This is a genomic window from Mycoplasma suis str. Illinois (assembly GCF_000179035.2).
Classification (GTDB): domain Bacteria; phylum Bacillota_I; class Bacilli_A; order Mycoplasmatales; family Mycoplasmoidaceae; genus Eperythrozoon_A; species Eperythrozoon_A suis.
Genome location: NC_015155.1, coordinates 91310 through 111014, shown reverse-complemented (window position 1 = coordinate 111014; position 19705 = coordinate 91310). Strand labels below are relative to the sequence as shown.

At 30.6% G+C, this 19705-nt stretch carries 25 protein-coding genes; 2 read left to right on the top strand and 23 right to left on the bottom strand.

The window, feature by feature from the left end:
• Nucleotides 1–5 precede the first annotated feature (5 nt).
• The 5 genes from MSU_RS00605 to MSU_RS04725 all read right to left on the bottom strand — a co-directional run bounded on the left by MSU_RS00605 (nucleotide 6) and on the right by MSU_RS04725 (nucleotide 2980).
• Nucleotides 6–644 (bottom strand): hypothetical protein, encoded by a 639-nt coding sequence (locus MSU_RS00605; protein WP_013609629.1) that lies wholly within the window; start codon nucleotides 642–644, stop codon nucleotides 6–8.
• Nucleotides 645–662: 18 nt separating this feature from the next.
• Entirely contained in the window at nucleotides 663–1325 is a 663-nt protein-coding gene (locus tag MSU_RS00600; RefSeq protein WP_013609628.1) for a hypothetical protein, read from the bottom strand.
• A 12-nt stretch (nucleotides 1326–1337) separates the two neighbouring features.
• The gene (locus MSU_RS00595) at nucleotides 1338–1967 is read right to left on the bottom strand and encodes a hypothetical protein (protein ID WP_013608816.1); all 630 of its coding nucleotides are present in this window, start codon (nucleotides 1965–1967) and stop codon (nucleotides 1338–1340) included.
• Nucleotides 1968–1969: 2 nt separating this feature from the next.
• On the bottom strand, nucleotides 1970–2605 hold the full coding sequence (locus MSU_RS00590) for a hypothetical protein (protein WP_013608815.1): 636 nt from the start codon (nucleotides 2603–2605) through the stop codon (nucleotides 1970–1972).
• An 81-nt stretch (nucleotides 2606–2686) separates the two neighbouring features.
• Nucleotides 2687–2980 (bottom strand): hypothetical protein, encoded by a 294-nt coding sequence (locus MSU_RS04725; protein WP_013609627.1) that lies wholly within the window; start codon nucleotides 2978–2980, stop codon nucleotides 2687–2689.
• Between the two features lie 94 nt (nucleotides 2981–3074).
• On the opposite strand from MSU_RS04725, the gene MSU_RS00580 reads away from it, so the two are divergent.
• On the top strand, nucleotides 3075–3296 hold the full coding sequence (locus MSU_RS00580; protein ID WP_013609626.1) for a hypothetical protein: 222 nt from the start codon (nucleotides 3075–3077) through the stop codon (nucleotides 3294–3296).
• Nucleotides 3297–3432: 136 nt separating this feature from the next.
• On the opposite strand, the gene MSU_RS00575 is transcribed toward MSU_RS00580, so the two are convergent.
• The 15 genes from MSU_RS00575 to MSU_RS00505 all read right to left on the bottom strand — a co-directional run bounded on the left by MSU_RS00575 (nucleotide 3433) and on the right by MSU_RS00505 (nucleotide 12840).
• Nucleotides 3433–4080, bottom strand: coding sequence for a hypothetical protein (locus MSU_RS00575; RefSeq protein WP_013609625.1), 648 nt, complete (start codon nucleotides 4078–4080; stop codon nucleotides 3433–3435).
• A gap of 4 nt (nucleotides 4081–4084) precedes the next feature.
• Nucleotides 4085–4573, bottom strand: coding sequence for a hypothetical protein (locus MSU_RS00570; RefSeq protein WP_013608812.1), 489 nt, complete (start codon nucleotides 4571–4573; stop codon nucleotides 4085–4087).
• A gap of 220 nt (nucleotides 4574–4793) precedes the next feature.
• Complete coding sequence (locus tag MSU_RS00565) at nucleotides 4794–5417, bottom strand: hypothetical protein (protein WP_013609624.1); 624 nt, start codon at nucleotides 5415–5417, stop codon at nucleotides 4794–4796.
• 6 nt (nucleotides 5418–5423) lie between these two features.
• The gene (locus MSU_RS00560; protein WP_013608810.1) at nucleotides 5424–6212 is read right to left on the bottom strand and encodes a hypothetical protein; all 789 of its coding nucleotides are present in this window, start codon (nucleotides 6210–6212) and stop codon (nucleotides 5424–5426) included.
• A gap of 43 nt (nucleotides 6213–6255) precedes the next feature.
• Nucleotides 6256–6792, bottom strand: coding sequence for a hypothetical protein (locus MSU_RS00555; RefSeq protein ID WP_013608809.1), 537 nt, complete (start codon nucleotides 6790–6792; stop codon nucleotides 6256–6258).
• Complete coding sequence (locus tag MSU_RS00550; protein ID WP_013609623.1) at nucleotides 6792–7313, bottom strand: hypothetical protein; 522 nt, start codon at nucleotides 7311–7313, stop codon at nucleotides 6792–6794. Before MSU_RS00550 ends, MSU_RS00555 begins: the two co-directional genes overlap by 1 nt.
• A 6-nt stretch (nucleotides 7314–7319) precedes the next feature.
• Nucleotides 7320–7853: a hypothetical protein gene (locus tag MSU_RS00545; RefSeq protein ID WP_013608807.1), complete on the bottom strand. Its 534-nt coding sequence runs from the start codon at nucleotides 7851–7853 to the stop codon at nucleotides 7320–7322.
• Nucleotides 7854–7856: 3 nt separating this feature from the next.
• Nucleotides 7857–8369, bottom strand: a complete 513-nt coding sequence (locus MSU_RS00540) for a hypothetical protein (RefSeq protein WP_013608806.1) — start codon at nucleotides 8367–8369, stop codon at nucleotides 7857–7859.
• Between the two features lie 15 nt (nucleotides 8370–8384).
• Nucleotides 8385–8936, bottom strand: a complete 552-nt coding sequence (locus MSU_RS04615) for a hypothetical protein (protein ID WP_013609622.1) — start codon at nucleotides 8934–8936, stop codon at nucleotides 8385–8387.
• Between the two features lie 7 nt (nucleotides 8937–8943).
• Entirely contained in the window at nucleotides 8944–9420 is a 477-nt protein-coding gene (locus tag MSU_RS00530) for a hypothetical protein (protein ID WP_013609621.1), read from the bottom strand.
• Nucleotides 9421–9443: 23 nt separating this feature from the next.
• Complete coding sequence (locus tag MSU_RS00525) at nucleotides 9444–10184, bottom strand: hypothetical protein (protein ID WP_013609620.1); 741 nt, start codon at nucleotides 10182–10184, stop codon at nucleotides 9444–9446.
• 16 nt (nucleotides 10185–10200) lie between these two features.
• The gene (locus tag MSU_RS00520; RefSeq protein ID WP_013608802.1) at nucleotides 10201–10671 is read right to left on the bottom strand and encodes a hypothetical protein; all 471 of its coding nucleotides are present in this window, start codon (nucleotides 10669–10671) and stop codon (nucleotides 10201–10203) included.
• Nucleotides 10672–10703: 32 nt separating this feature from the next.
• On the bottom strand, nucleotides 10704–11213 hold the full coding sequence (locus MSU_RS00515) for a hypothetical protein (RefSeq protein WP_013609619.1): 510 nt from the start codon (nucleotides 11211–11213) through the stop codon (nucleotides 10704–10706).
• An 8-nt stretch (nucleotides 11214–11221) separates the two neighbouring features.
• Nucleotides 11222–11809: a hypothetical protein gene (locus MSU_RS00510; RefSeq protein ID WP_013609618.1), complete on the bottom strand. Its 588-nt coding sequence runs from the start codon at nucleotides 11807–11809 to the stop codon at nucleotides 11222–11224.
• Nucleotides 11810–11820: 11 nt separating this feature from the next.
• Nucleotides 11821–12840, bottom strand: a complete 1020-nt coding sequence (locus MSU_RS00505; protein WP_013609617.1) for a hypothetical protein — start codon at nucleotides 12838–12840, stop codon at nucleotides 11821–11823.
• A gap of 208 nt (nucleotides 12841–13048) precedes the next feature.
• Here MSU_RS00505 and MSU_RS00500 point away from each other — a divergent pair, with 208 nt between their 5' ends.
• Entirely contained in the window at nucleotides 13049–15046 is a 1998-nt protein-coding gene (locus MSU_RS00500) for a hypothetical protein (RefSeq protein WP_148221827.1), read from the top strand.
• An 82-nt stretch (nucleotides 15047–15128) separates the two neighbouring features.
• Here the strand turns inward: MSU_RS00500 and MSU_RS00495 are convergent, their stop codons facing one another.
• The 3 genes from MSU_RS00495 to MSU_RS00485 all read right to left on the bottom strand — a co-directional run bounded on the left by MSU_RS00495 (nucleotide 15129) and on the right by MSU_RS00485 (nucleotide 19703).
• Nucleotides 15129–17573: an HsdR family type I site-specific deoxyribonuclease gene (locus MSU_RS00495; RefSeq protein ID WP_013609615.1), complete on the bottom strand. Its 2445-nt coding sequence runs from the start codon at nucleotides 17571–17573 to the stop codon at nucleotides 15129–15131.
• Nucleotides 17574–17704: 131 nt separating this feature from the next.
• Nucleotides 17705–18679 carry a hypothetical protein gene (locus MSU_RS00490; RefSeq protein WP_013609614.1) on the bottom strand — a complete coding sequence of 325 codons (975 nt, stop codon included), beginning with the start codon at nucleotides 18677–18679 and terminating at the stop codon, nucleotides 17705–17707.
• Nucleotides 18680–18683: 4 nt separating this feature from the next.
• Nucleotides 18684–19703 carry a hypothetical protein gene (locus MSU_RS00485; protein ID WP_013608794.1) on the bottom strand — a complete coding sequence of 340 codons (1020 nt, stop codon included), beginning with the start codon at nucleotides 19701–19703 and terminating at the stop codon, nucleotides 18684–18686.
• Nucleotides 19704–19705 lie beyond the last annotated feature (2 nt).

The window sequence follows — 19705 nt, the reverse complement described above, 5'->3', positions numbered from 1 at the left end:
TTTGATTAATTGTTTTCTGAATTACAGAAAACAATTACTTTTCCATCTTCTAGCCTTTTACTTTGACAAGTTGTGTTATTGATTTTTAATCCTTTTTCTAATTCTTCATAAATTCTGGAAGAATCTTCTAATTTGAAATTTCTGAAATAAAACAGCAAAGTGTTGTGAACACTTTCTTTATTTATTTTCAAAAATATTTCCGGTTTCTCTTCTACCCTATTTTTTCAAATTCTTTTGAAAAAATTCTGACAATCAGTTCCGTAAAAATAATTACTAATACTTTGACCCTCCATTAATCTTTCGCAAGCTCATGAATAACCATCATCTTCTTCCCCCTTTTTCGGAATATAAACATATTCTGACATTAATTTGGGGGTTGAAGAAACTGATTTTGAAATTTGAGTCGTAACTTTTTCTGAAATTAAAGATTGATTTCTTGAGGGATCTCCAACACCTTCAGCACTTTTAATTTCGGTGGAATGAGACACTTCGGGAGAAATATTTTGTTTATCTTTAGTTTCAACAGTAGAAAGAACTTTGTTGTCACCGACAATAGAAACGAGTCCATAGATTCCTCCACCAAAAGTTCCACCAACTGACAAAAGGGTTGCTGACATTTTCAGCAAACTATTTAAGCCAATCATTTCTTAAAGGACTTAAACCTATCTAGATGTTTGTGATCCTTGTTTTTTCAAATTACAGAAAACAGTTAATCTTCCATTTTTTATTTCCTTACTTTGACAATTAGCTGAATTTAAGCTAACACCTTCTTTTAGTTTTTCAACCAATTGAGAATTATATTCAAAACTTGATGAGCCAAAATAAATCTCTAATATTTCTCGAACATAATCTTCCTCAATCTTGAAAAATGCTTCAGGCTCTTGTTCTCCCTTTTTTCTTCATTCTCTTCAAAGTTGGTTAAACCAACTTTTACAATTTCAACCTCAATTAGAAACATCACTTAAGTTTTGACCTTTTCTTCTCTTCTCACAACTCATTCATTCTGGATTATCTTCTCCTGAATCTTTATAGAAAATTTCAGCAATTTCTTGATTTTCTTTGATAACTTTCTTGGCTTTTAGTGCAGGATTTTCTGACATAGATTTAAAATTTACTTCTCCTGCCTGAGTTCCTTTTAACTCACTTAAAGGATTTCTATTGCCTGTCTCAGGAAAATTTAATTTTGAATCCTCTTTAATAACTTCATTTTGTTTACTTTCCATTCCAACTAGAGACAATATTCCATAACTACTACCTCCAATAGTTCCTCCGATAGAAAGCAAAGTTGTTGCTATTTTTGTTAATCCTGAAATACTCAAAGCCATTTTTTAAATTAATTAATTCTTAGTTAATTTATCTCCGCTAACCGCGGAGATTGAATTGCAAAATGCTATTATATTTCCATTTCCATCCTCTTTTTCACTTCTACAAAAATTACTTCCAAGATTTAATCCTTTTCCCAAACTATCCACAAAATTTGAAATATTTTTTATATTTGGGGAAGAATTCCCGAAATAATATCACAAAGCATCAAAAGCATTTTTCTTTGAAATATTCAAAAATATTTCAGGTTTTTCTTTATTGCCTAGTTCATTATTTTTTCAAATACCACTAAATCAAACTTGACATTCATAACCATATTTAGTGTTAGTGTTCCATTGATCTTTTTCTCTCTTTTCGCAAATAGAATAATTCTTACCTTCCTCATCTTTGTAAAAAATTTCTGAAGCAAATTTATCTTCTTTTTGAGTTAATTCTGAATTAAGTTCAGTATCTTTCTTTTTCATTTCTTTTGTGGTTGAAGATCCTGCAGAATTAACTTCTTCTTTTCCGGAAGAAATAACTTTTATTTCTTGTATTTTCTCTCCACCAACTAAAGAAGCTAAGCCATAACTTCCTCCTCCGAAAGAACCACTAAGAGAAACAAGAGTTAAAGCCATCTTGGTTCAACTATTAATACCTAACATTTTTAAGTTGTTTTTGTGATTGAATTACAGAATACAATAGTTGAACCATCTGATTCTTTTCATTCACTCTTACAAAAATTATTTCCAAGATTTAAACCGTTTTGCAATTTTTCTTCAATAGTTGAAGAATCTTCCATTTTTAGGAATTGATTGTAATAGTATCACATTGCATTAAAGATTTGTCCTTCAGAAATCTTCAATAATATTTCTGGCTTTTCTGAATTCTCTTTCTTATTCTTTCAAACATTGTTAAAGGAAGGCTTACAATCAAAACCTCAACGAATATCTCCGAAAGTTTGACCTTCTTTTAACATTTGGCAACCCATAATGCTTTCTTCTTCTTTTTCTTCTGAAAAATATTCTCATAGAACTGAAGGGGAAGTTTTAACTTGTTTTTGAGGTTGTGGTAATTCAGGATTGAAAGCTTTAACTGTCGATGGATTTGAAGTTTCCTTCAGTTTTTCCCCTAGTTTTTGAACGGAAATTACTCCTTCCGAATTATTATCTGAAATTTCTTGAACAACCTTTATTTCATTTCCGAATAAAGTTGTTAATCCATAAGCACTTCCCCCGAAGGTTCCCCCTAAAGAACACAGAGTTAATGCCATCTTAGTTAACCCCAAAACTCCTGTAGACATCCTTTAATTAATGTAAGGGCTTAAAAATCCCTCGCAACAATTAACTTATTTATTAATTGTTCTTTATTTCTTGTCAAAAAACTACTGTTTTTGCTCAGAAACATTTTTTGGATTACAAAATACAACAAGTTTTCCATTTTTTGGTTCTCCTTGACTTCTACAAAAACCTCTTTCAAAATTCACTCCATCTTTTAATTGTTCTATAAAGTTGTCATTAACACTTCTTTCACTTTCCCTTAAATAAAAGGACAAAGTTTCAAAAACTTTTTCCTCTTGAATTTTGAATATTCTTTGTGGAGCATCTTTTACTTGACCATTTCACAAACTCTCAAAAAATGACTTACATTCTTCTTCTCACATAAATTCCCCTATCATAGTCCCTCTTAATTTTTCGCAAGAAAGAGGATCTCTTTTATCCTTTTCTTCTTTAGAAATATAAGCGTATTCAGAAATTATTGAATTAGGAGAAATGGAATTTTTATCCTGCGTTGATCGAGAAGTTCTAGAAACTGTCTTTAAAGATTCTGAAGGAAGCTCTTGAGATGTATGGGAATTTTCGGAACTTAAAGAGTGAGCTTTCTCACTCTTATCAGTATTTCCTACATCACTTAAGTTAGCTTTTTGCTCTCTTTCTAGAAGAGTTAATAAACCAAAACTGCCCCCCCCCGAGAGTACCTCCCAAAGAAGCTAGTGAAAGAACAATCTTAGTTAATCCAAAAACTCCTGACATTTTTTAAATACTAAGAAAAAGGGCTTTATTAAGCCCTTTTAAACAACTAAATAAGTTTTTAGTTGATTTTTATTGTTACTAGAATTTTTCTGCAAATCTAATTAATACTGTTTTGTTCAGAAACTGTTTTAGGATTGCAAGTAACAATTAATTTTCCTTCTTTTTCTTCTGAACTCTTACATTCAATATCATCCTTAAGACTAATTCCTTTCTTTAATTCTTCTCTAAAATGTTCGCCATTCTTTCTTTCTCCTAAACCAAAGTAGTAATTTAATGTATTGAAAGCACCATCACCATTAATACTGAATATTCTTTGAGGAGCATTCTCTTTGTTTTCTTTTCAAATGTTTTTAAATAATCTCTCACACATTCAAGGCTCTACATAATCTGTAAATAATTGATTAGGTCTTAACTTATCGCAAGATAATTCAATTTCTCCATTTTTTCTTTCGACATAAACATATTCTGTATTTACTCAAGGTTTAGGGGAATCAACACTTCTTTTTTGTATTTTTCTTGTTTGTTCAACACCTTTAGTAATTGTTGAGGAGGAATTTTCAGAACCCAACTCTTTAGAAGGAATTTGTTCACTTCCGGAATTAGATGACTCCACTAAACTAGCTTTTTGGCTAGTTTGTTTTTCTCCTTCTAAAAGAGTCATTAATCCAAAACTTCCGCCCCCAAAAGTACCTCCTAGAGACAATAAAGAGAGAGCAACTTTAGTCAAACTAAAAACTCCAGTCATTATTCTATTGAGCTCTCACTAAGCTATCAAAGAAAGTATTTTGAGGATCACAAAATACAACTACTTTTCCGTCCTTTTTCCCTTGACTCTTACAAGTCAAATTACCAAGTTTTAAACCGCTTTCCAAATCACTCTTAAAACTCTCATCATCACTTCTACCATTTACTCCCACATAATAAGCTAAAGTGTTGAATACCTTATCTTCTTGAATTTTGAAAAGTCTTTGTGGAGCTTCAGCTTCTTGTCCTGTTCACATACTCTTAAATAAATTTCTACATCATGATTCATAAAATCACATCCCTTCACCTTCCATTTTTGCCTTAAGTCTTTCGCATGATAATGAAGTTCCTCTATTTTCTTTCTCTACATAAGCATATTCAGCAATTATTGAGTCAGGAGAAATATTTTTTCTTGTTTCAGTTGATCTAATTGTTCTAGTTTTTGAAGATTGTTCCTGATTTTCTTGAGAATTTTCTACTTTAGGAGATGTCAAGTTCCCTTGCGGGGAACTTTCTACTCCTGAAGCTACTAAATTATTTTGTGTTGGGTTATTTTCAGCACTTTTAAATGTGTTTGCATTACTTTCTTTATCTAAAAGACTTAAAAGTCCGAAACTCCCCCCCCGAAGGCTCCACCCAAGGATAGAAGAGACATAGACATTTTTGCTATTCCTAACAAATTAAACATTTCTTAGGAAATTATATACAAATACCCTAATTTTTCTCAGAACAACTAACTATTATTTGTTGTTCTGAATCTTTTCTTTTAGAACAAATTAAGTTTTTGTGATCATAATTCTTTTGCTCTCAACTTCCTTTATTTAAATTTCCCTCCTCTCAACCACTAGATATGAAGAAAACTTTTAATACTTTGGAAACATTTTCTTCATTTTGAGCTTTTACTCAAACTCTAGGATTCTTTTGTTTTTCCTGTTCATTCCAATGTTTGGAAGTTATATTTTCGCAATTCACATTTTCTGATACTTTTCCCTCTTTTATTGTTGAACAACTTTTAATTTCTTTTTCTTGAACTAAAGTGGTTATTAGATAATCAGCAGTTAAAGAGGGATCCAAACTTATTGATGATTCTCTACTCCCTGTGATTACTGTAACTTCTGGATTTTGTTCTTTTATTTCTGAAACATCTATTTTGGGAGTGACATTCCCATTTCCCCTTAAACTTTCATCATTTCCTTCATTATGATTGGGTTTACTTAATTCATTTTTTGGAAATTTATTTCCAAAAAATTCATTACTGAAAAAATAAGTTCCACTAGCAACACCACTTATTGTTAGGGCAGATAATCCTAATTTAGTTCAAAAAGAAATTCCTAACACTTTTTATTAACTAAGACTTTGAGAATTACAAGTCACAATTATTTTTCCTTCTTGTACTTTTAAATCGCTTGTACATATTTTCTCATCAATTAATAATCCTGATTTCAGATTTTCTTTCAATTTTTCAGAATCATTTATTTCTGAAGGTATAGGAAGTTTTCCTTTAAAAACATTTCAAAGATACTCTTCACTAATTCTCATTAATAGTTCTGGTCTTTTTTCTTGCCTTTCTCCCCAGATACTATTGAAAAGATTTTTGCAATCTTCATTGGAAAAATAATCTCCAGATGAACTATTTTCCAAAACTATCCGATCACAAGTTAAATCGGAATCTCCCCCACTTCAGCTATAAATGTTTTCGGCAATTACATTAGGTTGTTTTGGAAAATGAGCTCCTGATTGTTCTGGTACGCCAACTCGATCATCTTCTTCTCTTCGATCTTCTTGAACTAATAAATCAGGAGATTCCTCTTTATTTCCGATAAATGGATTTTGTGTCTCATTAGGTTGTTTTTCCGGAAGTAAATTAAGAATTCCACTTTCCCCTACAGAATCTGAAGCTTCAGGCTCATTATTCTCTGAAGGACTATTATTTTCTGCTTTATCTTCATTCAAAGGCTTTTGAGAATCAGAAGCATCATCATTCCTTCCATTCGAAAAACTAGAAGTTGGTTTTTGATCTACTGAAGAATTTTGCGTAATCAAATCATTTCCAAAATAATAGGTTCCACTAGCTGCACCTCCCAAAGCTAATAGAGTTACTCCAATTTTTGTTCATGCAGCTATACTTAACATTCTTTCTTAAAAAGAGCTTTGCAGCTCTTTTAAGACAATCAAATTATTTTCTGGGGGTTTGTTCGGTAATGTTATTTGTTACTTCTTTTTCGCATAAAACAACTACTTTATTTTCCATTTTTAAATCTTCCTTGCTTTTACATTGTTTTCCGTGAAATGATATTCCAGCTTTTAAACCTTCTTTCAATTTATATGAATAATTTTCATTTAAAGGAGGATTAATTCCTCCTCCAAAAATTTCTTTTAAATATTTCTCCCCAACTATTACCAATATCTTTGTTTTCTTTTCTTCTTCATTATCTTTTCAAATTCTTTCAGCTAATCCCTTACATTCTTCGCTCGTTAAATTAACTGCTTTACTTTTTCCTTCTAATACTCTAGAGCAAGTTGCACTAGAGTTATCACTATTTCAGTTATAGATATATTCAGCGATAATTTCGGAAGAACTTTCTTCTACTTTTTCCAATGTCTCGTCTACTCTCTTATTAAAAATTGCTTTCAAATTATCTCTAAATAAATAACTTCCTCCAACAACACCTCCCGCTAGGGAGGTAATAAGTAAAGCTGTTTTAGCTCACATTAAGGATATTGAGAATTATTCGAAAGATCGGTAGGAGTTAAATTTTTATCACAAGACAAAGTAATATGATCTTTTTCTTCTCCTAGTAAATTGCACTTATGAGAATCTTTAGTTATTTTCACTACATTTTCGCCACTATCACTAATTTCGAAAGAAGAATAAACTTTTTCCCCAAAAATATCTTTTAGATGTTTTTTATTAACTTTCACTAATATTTCTGGTCTTTGTTCAATTGATTGTTTTTTTCACATATTGCTCAACAAGTTTTGACAATCCTTTTCATTTAGCTTCACTGCTGAAGCTTTTTTCTCTAATATTTGCTCGCAAGTAACTTTAGAATCATTCTCTTTGTTTCCATAAACATATTCGACAATTACTTTTGGAGAGCTAGTTCCAATTCATTTTGAAATTTGACTCTGAACAGCATCCCTCAAATTATCTCTGAAAAAATAACCACTACCAGCTAATCCTCCTAAAGAAGTAGCTACTAAAGCTACTTTAGTGATTACAGAAACTCCCATAATCTTCTAACTTGAAGGGATTTGAATAGTTTCTTGCGTTTCGCATGTCACAATAATTTTTCCATCATTTGCCACTAGATCACTCTTACATATTTTTTTGGAATTTTCAATTAATAATCCTTTCTTTAAACCTTCTCTCATTCTGAAAGAAAAATTATCTCTTGAGGGTGAATTAAATTCTCCTCTAAAAATATTTTCTAGATATTTTTCATTAACCCTTACCAAAACATCTGTTTTATTTTCACTTTCTTTTGATTTATTTTTCCAAAGACCTGAATATTTCTCGCATTCTTTAGGAGTTAATTTGATTGTTGAAGCTTTCTTTTTAGATAATTGTTCACAAAAAATTTGTTCAGAATTATTGTCTTTTTTATAGATATATTCTGCAATCACATCTTTTGAAACTTTCACATCTTCATGTCCAGATAATCTGGCTATTGTTCCTCTCAATTCATCTCTGAAGAAATAACTAACTCCAGTCAATCCTCCTATAGAAGTAGCTGCTAAAGCTACTTTAGCTATAGTAGTTAATCCAGACATTTCTTATTTACAGAACACAACTATTTTGTTATCTACTAAGTTTTCTTTACTATTGCAAGTCAAATTGTCAATTTTGAAATTCTTTTTCAAATCTAGAGAGTTTTGTTTTCCTGCTCCATTTTGTTGCCCTGATGTTCCTTGTGTTTGACTTGTTCCAGAACTAGCTTGATTATTTTCGTTTTTGGAAGAAAATAGAGATTGCAAGATCTCTGAAGAATTTTCTGATTCAACTATTATTAGCTTTTTAGTTTCAGTTTCTGAAGATCTTCTTTGGAGGCTCTCAAAAAGACTCTTACATTTAGGTTCATCTAAATAACTTTCTCATTTAATTCCATCTTCTCAACGTTCACAAACTAATTTCTGGGAACCATTATTTTCTTTTTCAATCTTTACGGCAACTTGTTCCCCTATATCTACTTTTTTCCAATAATTCAATAATGTATACCCACCTCCACCAGCAACAACCAATCCCCCTACCACAAAAGGAATTAAACAGTTGTGAAAGCCTATTGTCATTTTTTAACTATTAATCTAAAAAGTTTTCAGAGAACAGTAAATAATTGCTTTTTCATCTCCTTTTAATTCATCACATTTACACAACTTCCCATCAATCATCACTCCAACCTTTAAGTTTTCTTTTAACTTGGAATATTCGCTATCAGTATTATTGCTACTTCCCTGTTCATTAGATGTTGTAGTCGATTGAGAATAAAACCTTTCCTTAAGAGCAGCTTCTAATTTTGTTTTCTCAACTTTTATTAGTAGTTTTGGCTTTTCATCAAGATGACCTTTTAACATATTGTTAAATCAACTTTCACAATTACTAATTAAGGAATTGTGATTAACAACTTTTCCTTCCACTAATTTTTTGCAAACTAATAAAGTTTCATTTTTATCTCTGTCATAAACATATTCAGCCATTACATCATCTGAATCTTGTATATTCTCATAGCCAGCTAATCTATTAATTTGTTTTTGAATTACTCCTTTTAACTCATTTTTGAAGAAATAACTTCCTCCAACTAATCCTCCCAAGGAGGTAGCCACTACAGCTATTTTTGTTATTGTGGAGATCCCAGCCATTCTTTAACTAACTACAAAATACAACTGTTTTTCCAGAAATTAAGTTTTCTTTACTCTTGCAAGTCATACTGCTAATTTTTAAACTTTTTTCTCCTTGCCCATTTGTTACTCCTTGTTGACTTTGTGTATTTTGACTATTTTCTCCATTCTTGACTGAGAAAAGATATTCTAGAACCTCCTTAGAATTCTTTGACTCAATTATTAATAATTGTTTGGTATTGTTTTCTCCAGCCTTCTTTTGAAGGCTTTCGAAAAGATTTTTACATTTAGGTTCTCCTAGATAATTGCTTCAAATATAACCATCTTCTCACTTTTCACAAGTTAATTGTTGATTTGAATCTCCCTTCTTTTCAATTTTTAAAGCAATTTCATCTCCCAATTCATTCTTCTTTAAGTAATTCATAATTGTGTAACCGCCCCCCCCAGCAACAACTAATCCTCCCAATACAAATGGAAACAAGTAGCTTTGAAAACCCATTGCCATTACTTAATTACTTGAAAACAATTTTATGAACAACTAACAATAATTTCTTTAGATTCTCCTGAATTTAAAGAAATATTTTGCTCTCTTTTTGAGCAAGTTAATGTCTCTCATTGTGAACTAACTTGTAATTTCTCTTCACCATTAAATCAATTATTGAAAGTTGCAAATCCCTTTAATACTGTTTTCAAGTGCTCTTCATTCTTTGACTTAATTCATACTTTTGATTTCTTTTCTTCTTCCCTTGAATCTAAATTTTTTGAAACTCACTCTTTACTTTGTTCATTACCTATATCTGTACCTACACCTTTTTCAACTTTTATGCAAAATTTATCTATCCCTTCTGTCCATGAGTTACCTCCTGCAGAAATTATTAGTTCTGCAAACACTTCAGGATCTGGTTTTTTATCACTTCCAAATTCATATCTAGTTTCTAATCTTCCACTTACGATTGAATCGGGTGTAGAGCGATCACTTTTTCCTGATTCAGAGGAAGAAGCTTTATCATCATCCGGAGATTTTGTTATTTCTTTAGGATGATGTTCTTCATCATCTTCTTTTTTGGTACTTTCAGGAACTAAAGATTTATGAGTGGTTTCTAAGTTTTTACTTTCATCTATTGGAAGAGATGGAACGACTTTAGAAGGATCATTCTTTGCGGGGAGAGAATCTTTAACACTCAACAAATTACTTCCCAAAAAATAACTACCACCAACAACACTTCCTAAAGAAAAAATAGCAGTTGCTATTTTTGCTGATCCCAACATCTCTTAAATCATTAAGTTAATAGCACTTTACTATTGTTTTCCCATTTCATGAATTTCCATCACTCTTACATTTCATTTTTCCAACTTGAACTTCATTCTTAAATTGCTCTTCCACTTGACTAAAGTTGCTTATCGGAAAAGACAGAGAAAAAAGACTATATAGAGCATATCCCAATTTATCTGAATCAGCCCTTACCAAACCTTTAAGTTGTTTACTATCCGAACTATTTGTTCATCACTTTTCTTTTAATTTTTGACATTTATTTTCATCGTTCAAGGCATATCATATTGGAAATTCTTCACTTAACAATTGAGAACACATAAACTTATCCCCCTCTTCTTGTTGCTTGTAAATAAATTCTCCAATTGATTTAGGGAAAATTTCTTCATCATTTTTTCTTAAATAATTTATTAAACCATAACCACCACTTACACCTCCTAGAGAAAAAATAGCTATTGCTATTTTTGCTAAGGTAGAAGTTCCCATATTTTCTCTAAAGAGCCTTACGGCTCTTGAAACTAATTTGTATTATTTTGAAGGCATTTAACAATAATATTTCCTTTTTCTTCCGAGTCTTTTCTTTTACATGTCATTTTTCCTATCTTTATTCCTTCTTTAATTCCTCTTTGAACATCTGAAGAATTTTTTATCTCTGGAGGCAAAGAAAAAGAACCTCTCAAAACTTTTTCTAAATTTTCTGATTTAACAACTATTAATTGTTTAAGGTAATCAACTAAGTTTTTGTTTCAAAAATCTTGTATCATTTGCTGGCAATCCTGTCCGTATTTAATTTCATTCCTTAATGCTCTTTTTTCAAAAGTTATGTGTTCACAAATTAATTGATCTCCATTAGTCTCTTTATAGATGTATCTTGCAATCACATTGTCAGGTAACTGGCTCTTTTTCGTGATTTCATTTTTTTGAGTCTCAGGTCCATTGTTTAAATAAGTTACTAAACCATAACCACCTCCACCCACTGCAACTGCTCCTCCAACTACTAAAGGGATTAGGTAACTGCCGCTAACCATATTATTTATTAATTACTAATAGTTTTTGGTGAGCAATTCACTGAAACTTCTCTATCTCAAAAAGTACTTTTTTCCTCTAAGTTGCAAGTTAATGGTTTGAAAAGAAAATTTGATTCTAATGTTTTGTTATCTCCTTCAAATCACTTTTTATCTGTAGATGTCAGGGACAGTGCTTCAAAAATTTTTCTAACGCTAGTTTTGTCTTTGGCTTTTATTCATACTTTTGTATTTTTTCCATCTTTTATTAATGAATTACTTGAAGCCATACTATCACAATTTTCTTTGTTTTGAATAGTTCCTATTCCCCTTTCTATCTTTACGCAAGATTTCTCTACTTCTGAGTTAGAAGATGACTTTTCAAAGAAAAATACATATTCTCCCTTCAAACTTTCATCTTTTCCTTCTTTATTCAAGAAAGTTAAAGATTCATTAGATGAAGAGATAATTCAAGTTGGCTTATAGTTAGTTTCTATCCCTCTAAGCTTTTGAATTCCATTAATTAATTGATCTTTGAAAATATAACCCCCTCCGCCTGCAATTCCCCCTAAAGAAACAACTACCACAGCTAATTTAGCTAATGTAGTTGAATTGAACATTCTCTAAAAAATTATTCTGAATTTAATTTTTTAAAGCAACTAACAACTATCTCGGAATTTTCTACATGAGAATTGAATTTACAACTAAATTTGTCATATAAAAGATTTACCTCAAAATCATTTTCTAAAGATATGTTGTTGTTGCTGGGATCTAAAGTTTCGAATATTTTTTTAACATGATTTTTTTCTTTAACTTTCATTCATATTTTTTCTTGACCCTGCTCTACATTTTTTAGATATTGAGAAACCATATTTTTACATTTTTCTAGATCTTCTAATTCTTTTCCAATTCCTTCTGTCGCGACAACACATATACTTTCTCCTTCTGAATTTATTTTCGGGAAAATAAGTTCTCCATTTACATTTCCTCCAAATTGGTAATTGGAATCCCTTCTTCCACTAGAAAATTCACCAGATTGTGAATGATTTGCAAGAGACGGTGTTGAACTTACTGAATCCAAAGATAATGGCTCTTGTTTTTGGGAATCAGGTTCAGTTATTTCTGTTCCTACTTGTAAATCTTTTTGATCTCCCGAAGAATCTGAAATAGTAGATTGTTCATGTGTTCCGCCATCTTCAGAAGTAATAACTTCTGCATCTCTATTAGTTTCTGGAGATTCTTGTAAATTAGTTGCTTGAACTCCGACATTTTCAGAAGTTGATGTCACGGAAGAACTGTCTTCAGGTTTTTGATTTGTTTCATCGCCACTCATCCCTTCTACAGAAGATTGCTCAGGACTAGTTGGTGAATTTTCTACTCCTTCATTGCCAGAATCTGAATTCTTGGAAACTGTATCTGAAATTTCCTTTCCAGTTGAACTATCTAATTTATTTTCAGAATCTCTATCATCAGAATTTTTTCCTGAATCATCTTTATTGCTTAAAGAATCATCATTTCCCCCTAAAGAAGTGGAGAAATCTGAATTACCTCTTCCGACTAAATTCCCTCGGAAATAATAAGTTCCTCCAGCAGCCCCTCCTAAAGTAAACAAAGCTAAAGCTAGTTTTATTCACGTAGCTATTCCAAACATTTTCTAAAAGGAACTTAAGTTCCTTAAACTAACCTATTTAACTTCTGCTTTTTACTAATTCTCGTAGACAAATTACATATATTATAGAAAACATTATTTTTCCCTAAAATAGGGAAAAATTATAAACCATATAAGTGTGTTACCTCTAACAGAGGAACTAGGCCCTCAAATATACTTAAAAATATTTTTGTCATAGTTTTTTATGCCTATGTGTAAGTGTGCTATAAAGTTACTTTCCTCTCTAACTTTGGGAGGATGTTCTTCTGGAAGTACTTTCTATGTAATTAAGACTGCTGTTCTAGGCGATCAAGTAAAAGAAACAAGAATGAAATTTACTGAATCTAACTATTCCAATTCTGTGTCAACTGAATCTCTAACAAAAAATGTTTCTTCTGTTGTTGTTGCTAGACCTATAGAACAAGAACAAAGAAAGAGAGAGGAAACCACTACAACTTCAGTTACTTGGGGGGGGCATTTATCTAATAAAGAAAATACTTCTACTTATGAAGAAGTTGTTAAAAAACAACAACCAGAAGAGGAAGAAAGAAGAGAAATGGTTATTAGATGAGATGATGAAAGAACAGAAACTATTTCTTCAAGAAACAAATCAGTTAGATCTGAAGAAAGCATCACCTTAATAAAGCAAGATTCTTCTCGAACCGAAAAGGTTGAGAAGGAGCTAAAAGTAAAAGAACCTGAAACCACACAAACTCAAACACTAGAAAATTCCCCTAGAGAAGAAGAAAGAGAACTAAAGATTAAGGAAGGAACTGAAAGGGTTTCTTCGAGAATAACAACACTTTCAGAAAAGAATGAATCCCAAATTATTGAGGTTCAAGAAAGTGTAAGTGTGGAGATTCAAAAAGGGATAAGACAAGCAGAGCTGCTTGATTTATCAAATATTTATGACCAAAAACCAGAAGTTATCTCAAATTTAGTCAATAATAATGAAGCAGTAATTATTCTTGATGGAAATAGCATTGAAGAAGACTCAAGCTTAGTTGAAAATAATGAAACAGGAATTATTCTTGAGGGAAAAGAAAATCCTGAAGAAACAGCAGATTCCGAAAAAGTAACTCTTCCTCCTCAAGTAAAAACTGTTTCCTATGAGGAAGCAGTTAGAGAGGAGAAAACTAGAAGATTAGAAAAAAATCTAGAACTTCTTCGAAAAGTGAGACAACAACAAACTAAAAATACTGATATTCCGGCAACTTATCTAGAGGCTGCTTCTAGAAAATCTAGGAGATCCAAAAAGCTTGAACAACCAAAATCAACAGTAATTGTTCAAACTAATAGTTCTCAAACACCAGAAAAACAATTACTAACCGTTACAACAGTTAACGGAAATACTACATTCACCCAAAAAATTGAAGTTGAAAAACCAAAAGCAATAAAAGTTAAGAGATTAGAAGAAATTCTAGAACTTCTCAAGAAAGCAGGACAACAACAAACTAAAAGGGCTGTTATTCCGGAAGCTTATTTAAAAGCTGCTTCTAAAGGAACTAGAAAGCTTGTTCTGCAAGAATATTTGTTAAATCCCATTTCAGGCTCTAAATGTACAAATGTTTTTGCCCTAAACAATAAGACTTTTAAAGAGGACTGCAAAGAAGAACCTGAATTAATGAAAAAAATTAAGAATGATCTAAAGGTTTGAGAAGAAAAACTAATGATAATTGGTGAAAATAAGGAATTAATTTATGATATTTCTGGTCAAACAACAGAAGTTTCTGAAAATGGCCAAAAATTAAATACCACTTATATATGTGGGAAGATAAGACCATTAGAAGAGAGTGGAGGAAAAAAATTATATAGATTCTGCTCAAGAATAAGTGTTGAGTGAATAAAGAATAGATTAAAAGAAGGAAATTACAATTATTCGGCTTCCCATACAAGTCCTTCTAAAAATATAGGGTTAAAGGGAAGTAGAACAACACAAACTAACGGTAATCAACGACAACAACAAAAAAGTGTTCCGAAGAAACAATTAACACAAAAAGATCATGAATCATCTAATTGGTGGACTAAGATTTACACACCTGCTTGATGAGAACAACAAAAACAAAAATATGCGAATAGATCATATTCCCAAACACATTCTTCTCCGTCAAATAATAGAGGAAGATGTGGAAGAAACTTATACTGTGGAGTTGAAAGGGGGAGAAGATGTGGATATGGTTGACGACTATATAATCACTACTTTCACTAGAAAAACGTAACGGAAACAGATAAAGGGGAAACTCTCCCCTTTATCTACCCTTAACTAAAGTTTTTTAACTTTTTGAAATTACTTATCTTTCTACCTTAATGTATTTATTTAGTAATTTAAAAAGATCACTCTCAAGATCATCTTTCTCTGACATTAAATAGTCTTTTCTATTTAAAAAGTTATAGATGATCTTGAAAAAAGAAAATTTATTTCTTATTTCTTCAGTAAGTTCATGAGAAAAGAAACTTTTAAAAATATTTGAAAGTTGCTCATAATAATCATTAAAAGCTTCTTTACTTTCAATATCTGACAATAATTTCTTTTTATATTCCAATAACATTTCTCTTCTTTTATTAACTTTCTCTTCAGATTCAAATTTCTTAAGAGAAATAGATAAATAAGAGAAAATGTTTTCTATTCCTCGAATATAAGTATTTATTTTTCCAATTATTTGGGGAGTTAAGGAAATATCCCCAAAAGAAATTCTTTTAGAAGAATATAAATTACTAATAGCTCCTCTAATTCCTGAGCAATTATCGAAATAATCGATAATTACTCCTTCTTCTTTTCCTTCATCTTTACTAGTAGGCAAAGATACTACTTGCATTAATTCTCTTTCATTTAAAAAAGGCTTATCTATAAAGACAAAATTTAATTCTTTTATGTCAAATCCACTTGGTCAAGTGGATGTAGTAAAAACAACTTTTAAATTATCTTTTTTACTCTTAAATTTCTTTAAGAGTTTTTCTGAAGATATTACTTTAGGTATTTCAACTTTGATCCCATAATAGTCATATATATTCTTTGCTTTAAGTCCATAAGTGTTTGAGATGATTTCCATTTCAAACTTTTTCATTAATTTGATTTGCTCTTCAATCTTTTTTCTTTTTTCATTGCCAACAAATTGTTGAAGTGTTTTAGTTAATTTCTTTATCTCTTCATTTCAATATTCTCTAATGAAGTGTCTCATTAGCAAACAAGCTTTGCTATTGAAGCAAATATAAATTCCTTTTCCTTGTTTCAAATTATTTGAGAAGAAATGAACAAAATCTTGAGCATTTCTTCTCAATCTATCCTCTACCATCATCAAGTGTTCAATTTTTAAATATTCTTCAGGTAATTTTTCTTTAGTCATTTCAAAAAAATCCTCTTTAATTGAGGATTTTTCTAATAACTTAATCTTGCAGGCTCTATTTTCGTAAGCTAAAGGTAAAGCTATTCCATCTACAATAGCTTTACCTAATTCATAAATTGAGATATATTCCCCGAAATATCTAACTACTTTAGTGTCTCCCCTGACTAGGGGAGTACTACTAAATCCTATTCTTGCAGAATTAGGAAATACTTTTACAAGTCCCTCAAATTTTGAATTATCAAAAATTCTGCAAGCTTCATTAACAATAATTAATGTATTTTTATTGTTTATCTCTGGCAGAGATACTCCATAAAACTTGTGAATTAAGCAAAAAAGATAACTCTTTTTGCTTAATAATTTTCCTTTTAGTTCTTCTTTTCTATTTACTAGGTAATCTTTGTCTTTCTTTAAGACATTGCAATCTATAAAAAGTTCATAAAGTTCTTCCTCTAAGAACTCTCTATCAGAAATAAATAAAAAAGAAGGGGATTCCTTTGCCTTTCTTTTTATTTTTTCGGCCAAAAATAATATTGAATATTTTTTTCCACTACCTCTAGTGTGGTAAAAAATACCTAATTTACCTTTATTCTTTTCTTTATTTATATAGCTTTCAAAAGCTAAATTTACTCCCAAAAATTGATGATTTTGTACCATGATTTTTTTGAGCTTTCCCTTCTCTTTAGGGAAAATAATGAAATTTTCAAGTAAATCTAAAAAATTATTTTTATTGCAAGTTCCTTGCAAAAAAATTTCAATATTGTTGTTAGATTTTTCTTCTTCCCTCAATCTAGTTCAATTTCTATATGAACTAAATTCTTCCCCAATAGTACCTATTTTTGACTCATTTCCGTTAGTCAAAATACAAAAAGAGTTATAAGAGAAAAGATCAGGAGAATCTTTTAGATTCTCTTTGTAACTTTTTATGAACTTTTCTTCAAAAGAATTAAGAGATTCACTTACTAAAAAAATGAAAAGTAATGGTATTCCATTTGCAAATCCAACAAAGTTAGATGTTTTTGAATCTTTATTTTTAAGAGAAAAATCAGAAACAAGAGTAAATAAATTGTTTTCTGGATTTTCAAAGTCAATTAATTTAATTACTTTCTTTTTTTCATCTTTTTTAGAGATGATTTGAATACCATCTCTAATTAATAAATATTTAGATTTATTGACTCTTAAATCAAATTCTTTAGAAATGTCTTTCTTTAGTAACTCCTTAACTTCTTCTATTTCCGAAGAAGATATTTCTGAATTTATTTTTTTGAGAGAAGAGTTGAACTCTCTATCAAAAATAGATCCTTTTAAGCTACCATTTGCATAAATTTCTGAAAAATTTTCAATTTTTCAACTTAATTGTTTTTGGAAAATATTTAAGATATTTTTCTTAATCATTTACTATTTTTCCGAAAAAGTTAATACCAATTTTTAATTAAAAGGAGAAGCTAAACAATAATGATTTTTTAGAGTTTTTCTAAATTTTTCCCCGTTGGGGAAAAGATAGAAAAACTAACTAAAAATTTGGGTTAATTAGATTTTTCTGCGCAACTAACAATAAATTCTTTTGATTCTGAATTATTTTCGGGTTTTTTTGTTAGAGTGCAAGTAAAGGTTTTATAAAAGAATTCGACATCCAAAGTGTTTTTTTCTTCACCTTCAAATCATTTGTCATTTCTAGATGTAATTGTTAATTTTTCAAAAATTTTTTTAACATGTTCTTTTTCTTTAACTTTTACTCATATTTTTGAATTTTCTGAATGAAAATTTTCGCAATTTGGTTGTTCTATTCCTGAACCATTTTCTATCTTTAAACAAATTTTTTCCTCCGAATTTTCTTCTACAGAATTTTTAGGAAAAATAACTTCTCCAGTTATTCCTTCTTCAAAGCTATAACCTGTATTTTCTCTACCACTTAAATATGTTCTTGCAGAAGCTTGAGGATCATCTCCTTGAACTGAAATTCCTTCATTTCTTTCATTTTCTGAAGATAAATTGTCATTGTTATCTGTGGAGGTTGTTTCATGAAGTTCTTTACTTTCAGGATTGTTTTGAGTAGTTACTGTAGACTCTTGAATCCGAGTCAAAGTAATGCTTTTACTTTCTTCACCAACTTCATGATTTGCTCCTCTATTTTCTAAATCTCCTTTAACTTCTTTAGGATCTGTGACAGAAGGAATACTATTTTCTGCATTTGTTGTCAATGATGTATTCGAAGAGTCCCCCTCTACTTTTTCAGTTAATTGTTTTTCTTCAGATTTTTCTTCTTTTAAAGTATCTTTCCCGACTGAAGAATCTGAATTTCCAGAACTAACTTCACTCACACTACCTTGTTCTGTTCTTTCAGAATGATCATCACCTTGTTGTATTGAAGCGCTTTTTTCTTGAATGGATCCACCTTCTTTTTTCAAAAAATCACTTCCAAACACATAACTTCCTCCAGCAACTCCTCCCAAAGAAAAAATAACTAAACCCAGTTTAGCTCAAGTAGCTAAACCAAACATTTAATTAGATTGTTGCTTCAACTCTTACATCTGATTTTGGAGAACAATTAACGATAAATTCAGAGTTACTTTTTTCAGTTAATTTGCAAGTTAATTGTCCATAATGAAAATTCACATTTACAGGATTCTTACTATCTTCTCACTTAAATTCTGGATTTGAATCTTTCAATAAACCTTCTAGAACTTTTTCTGCACTATTTTTATTTCCAGACTTTATTCATATTCTTGTTTTATTACTTTCTTCATCTTTTAGATTTTCAGTTACAAATTTATTGCAATCTTCTGATTGCTTTTGTTCTTCTTCCTCTCCTCCATTAACTTTTACGCAAATTCTTTTATTTTCTGATTCATCTCCGCCCATAGAGAGAACATATTCTGCAGAAACTGAAGTATCTTTCTCTCCATTATTACCAAATATTCTTCTTTGACTAGTTCTTCCGCTTGATCCACTAACCACTGGATCTCTAACTTCAACTCTTTGAGTATCACTATTATGTCCTTCTAATGATTGTTGGATTTCAGAAGTTCCTTTTTTCCCATCTTCTGTTAAATTGGTCGATCTTTCATCATCACTTACTGATAGAGTTTGTTCAGGTAATTCAGAAGATTTCATTCCTGATTGTTCTAATTCTGTAACTTCATTTCCATCAGAATTGTGATTATTATCTGAAACTCCTAAATTATTTGAATCTACCCCTGAAGGGTGCGATAAATCTTGTTTTTCTTTTGGAACAGTGATTTCTGGGCCGCTAGATAAATGAGAAGTATCTTTTTCTTTAGGCTCTCCCAGAAAAGAATTTCCCTGTAAATTTTCATCTTTCTTCTCTTCATCAGTATCTGCAGAAGTAGAAGAATTAGGGTTACCTTTTACACTTGTATCTTCTTTATTCCCTTCTTCTCCTGAAGAGCTTTGAATATTTTTATTTCCACTTAAATTACCTCCAAAATAATAAGTTCCTCCAGCTGCACTACCCAATGAAAAAATAACTAAACCCAACTTAGCTCAGGTAGCTGCTCCTAACATTT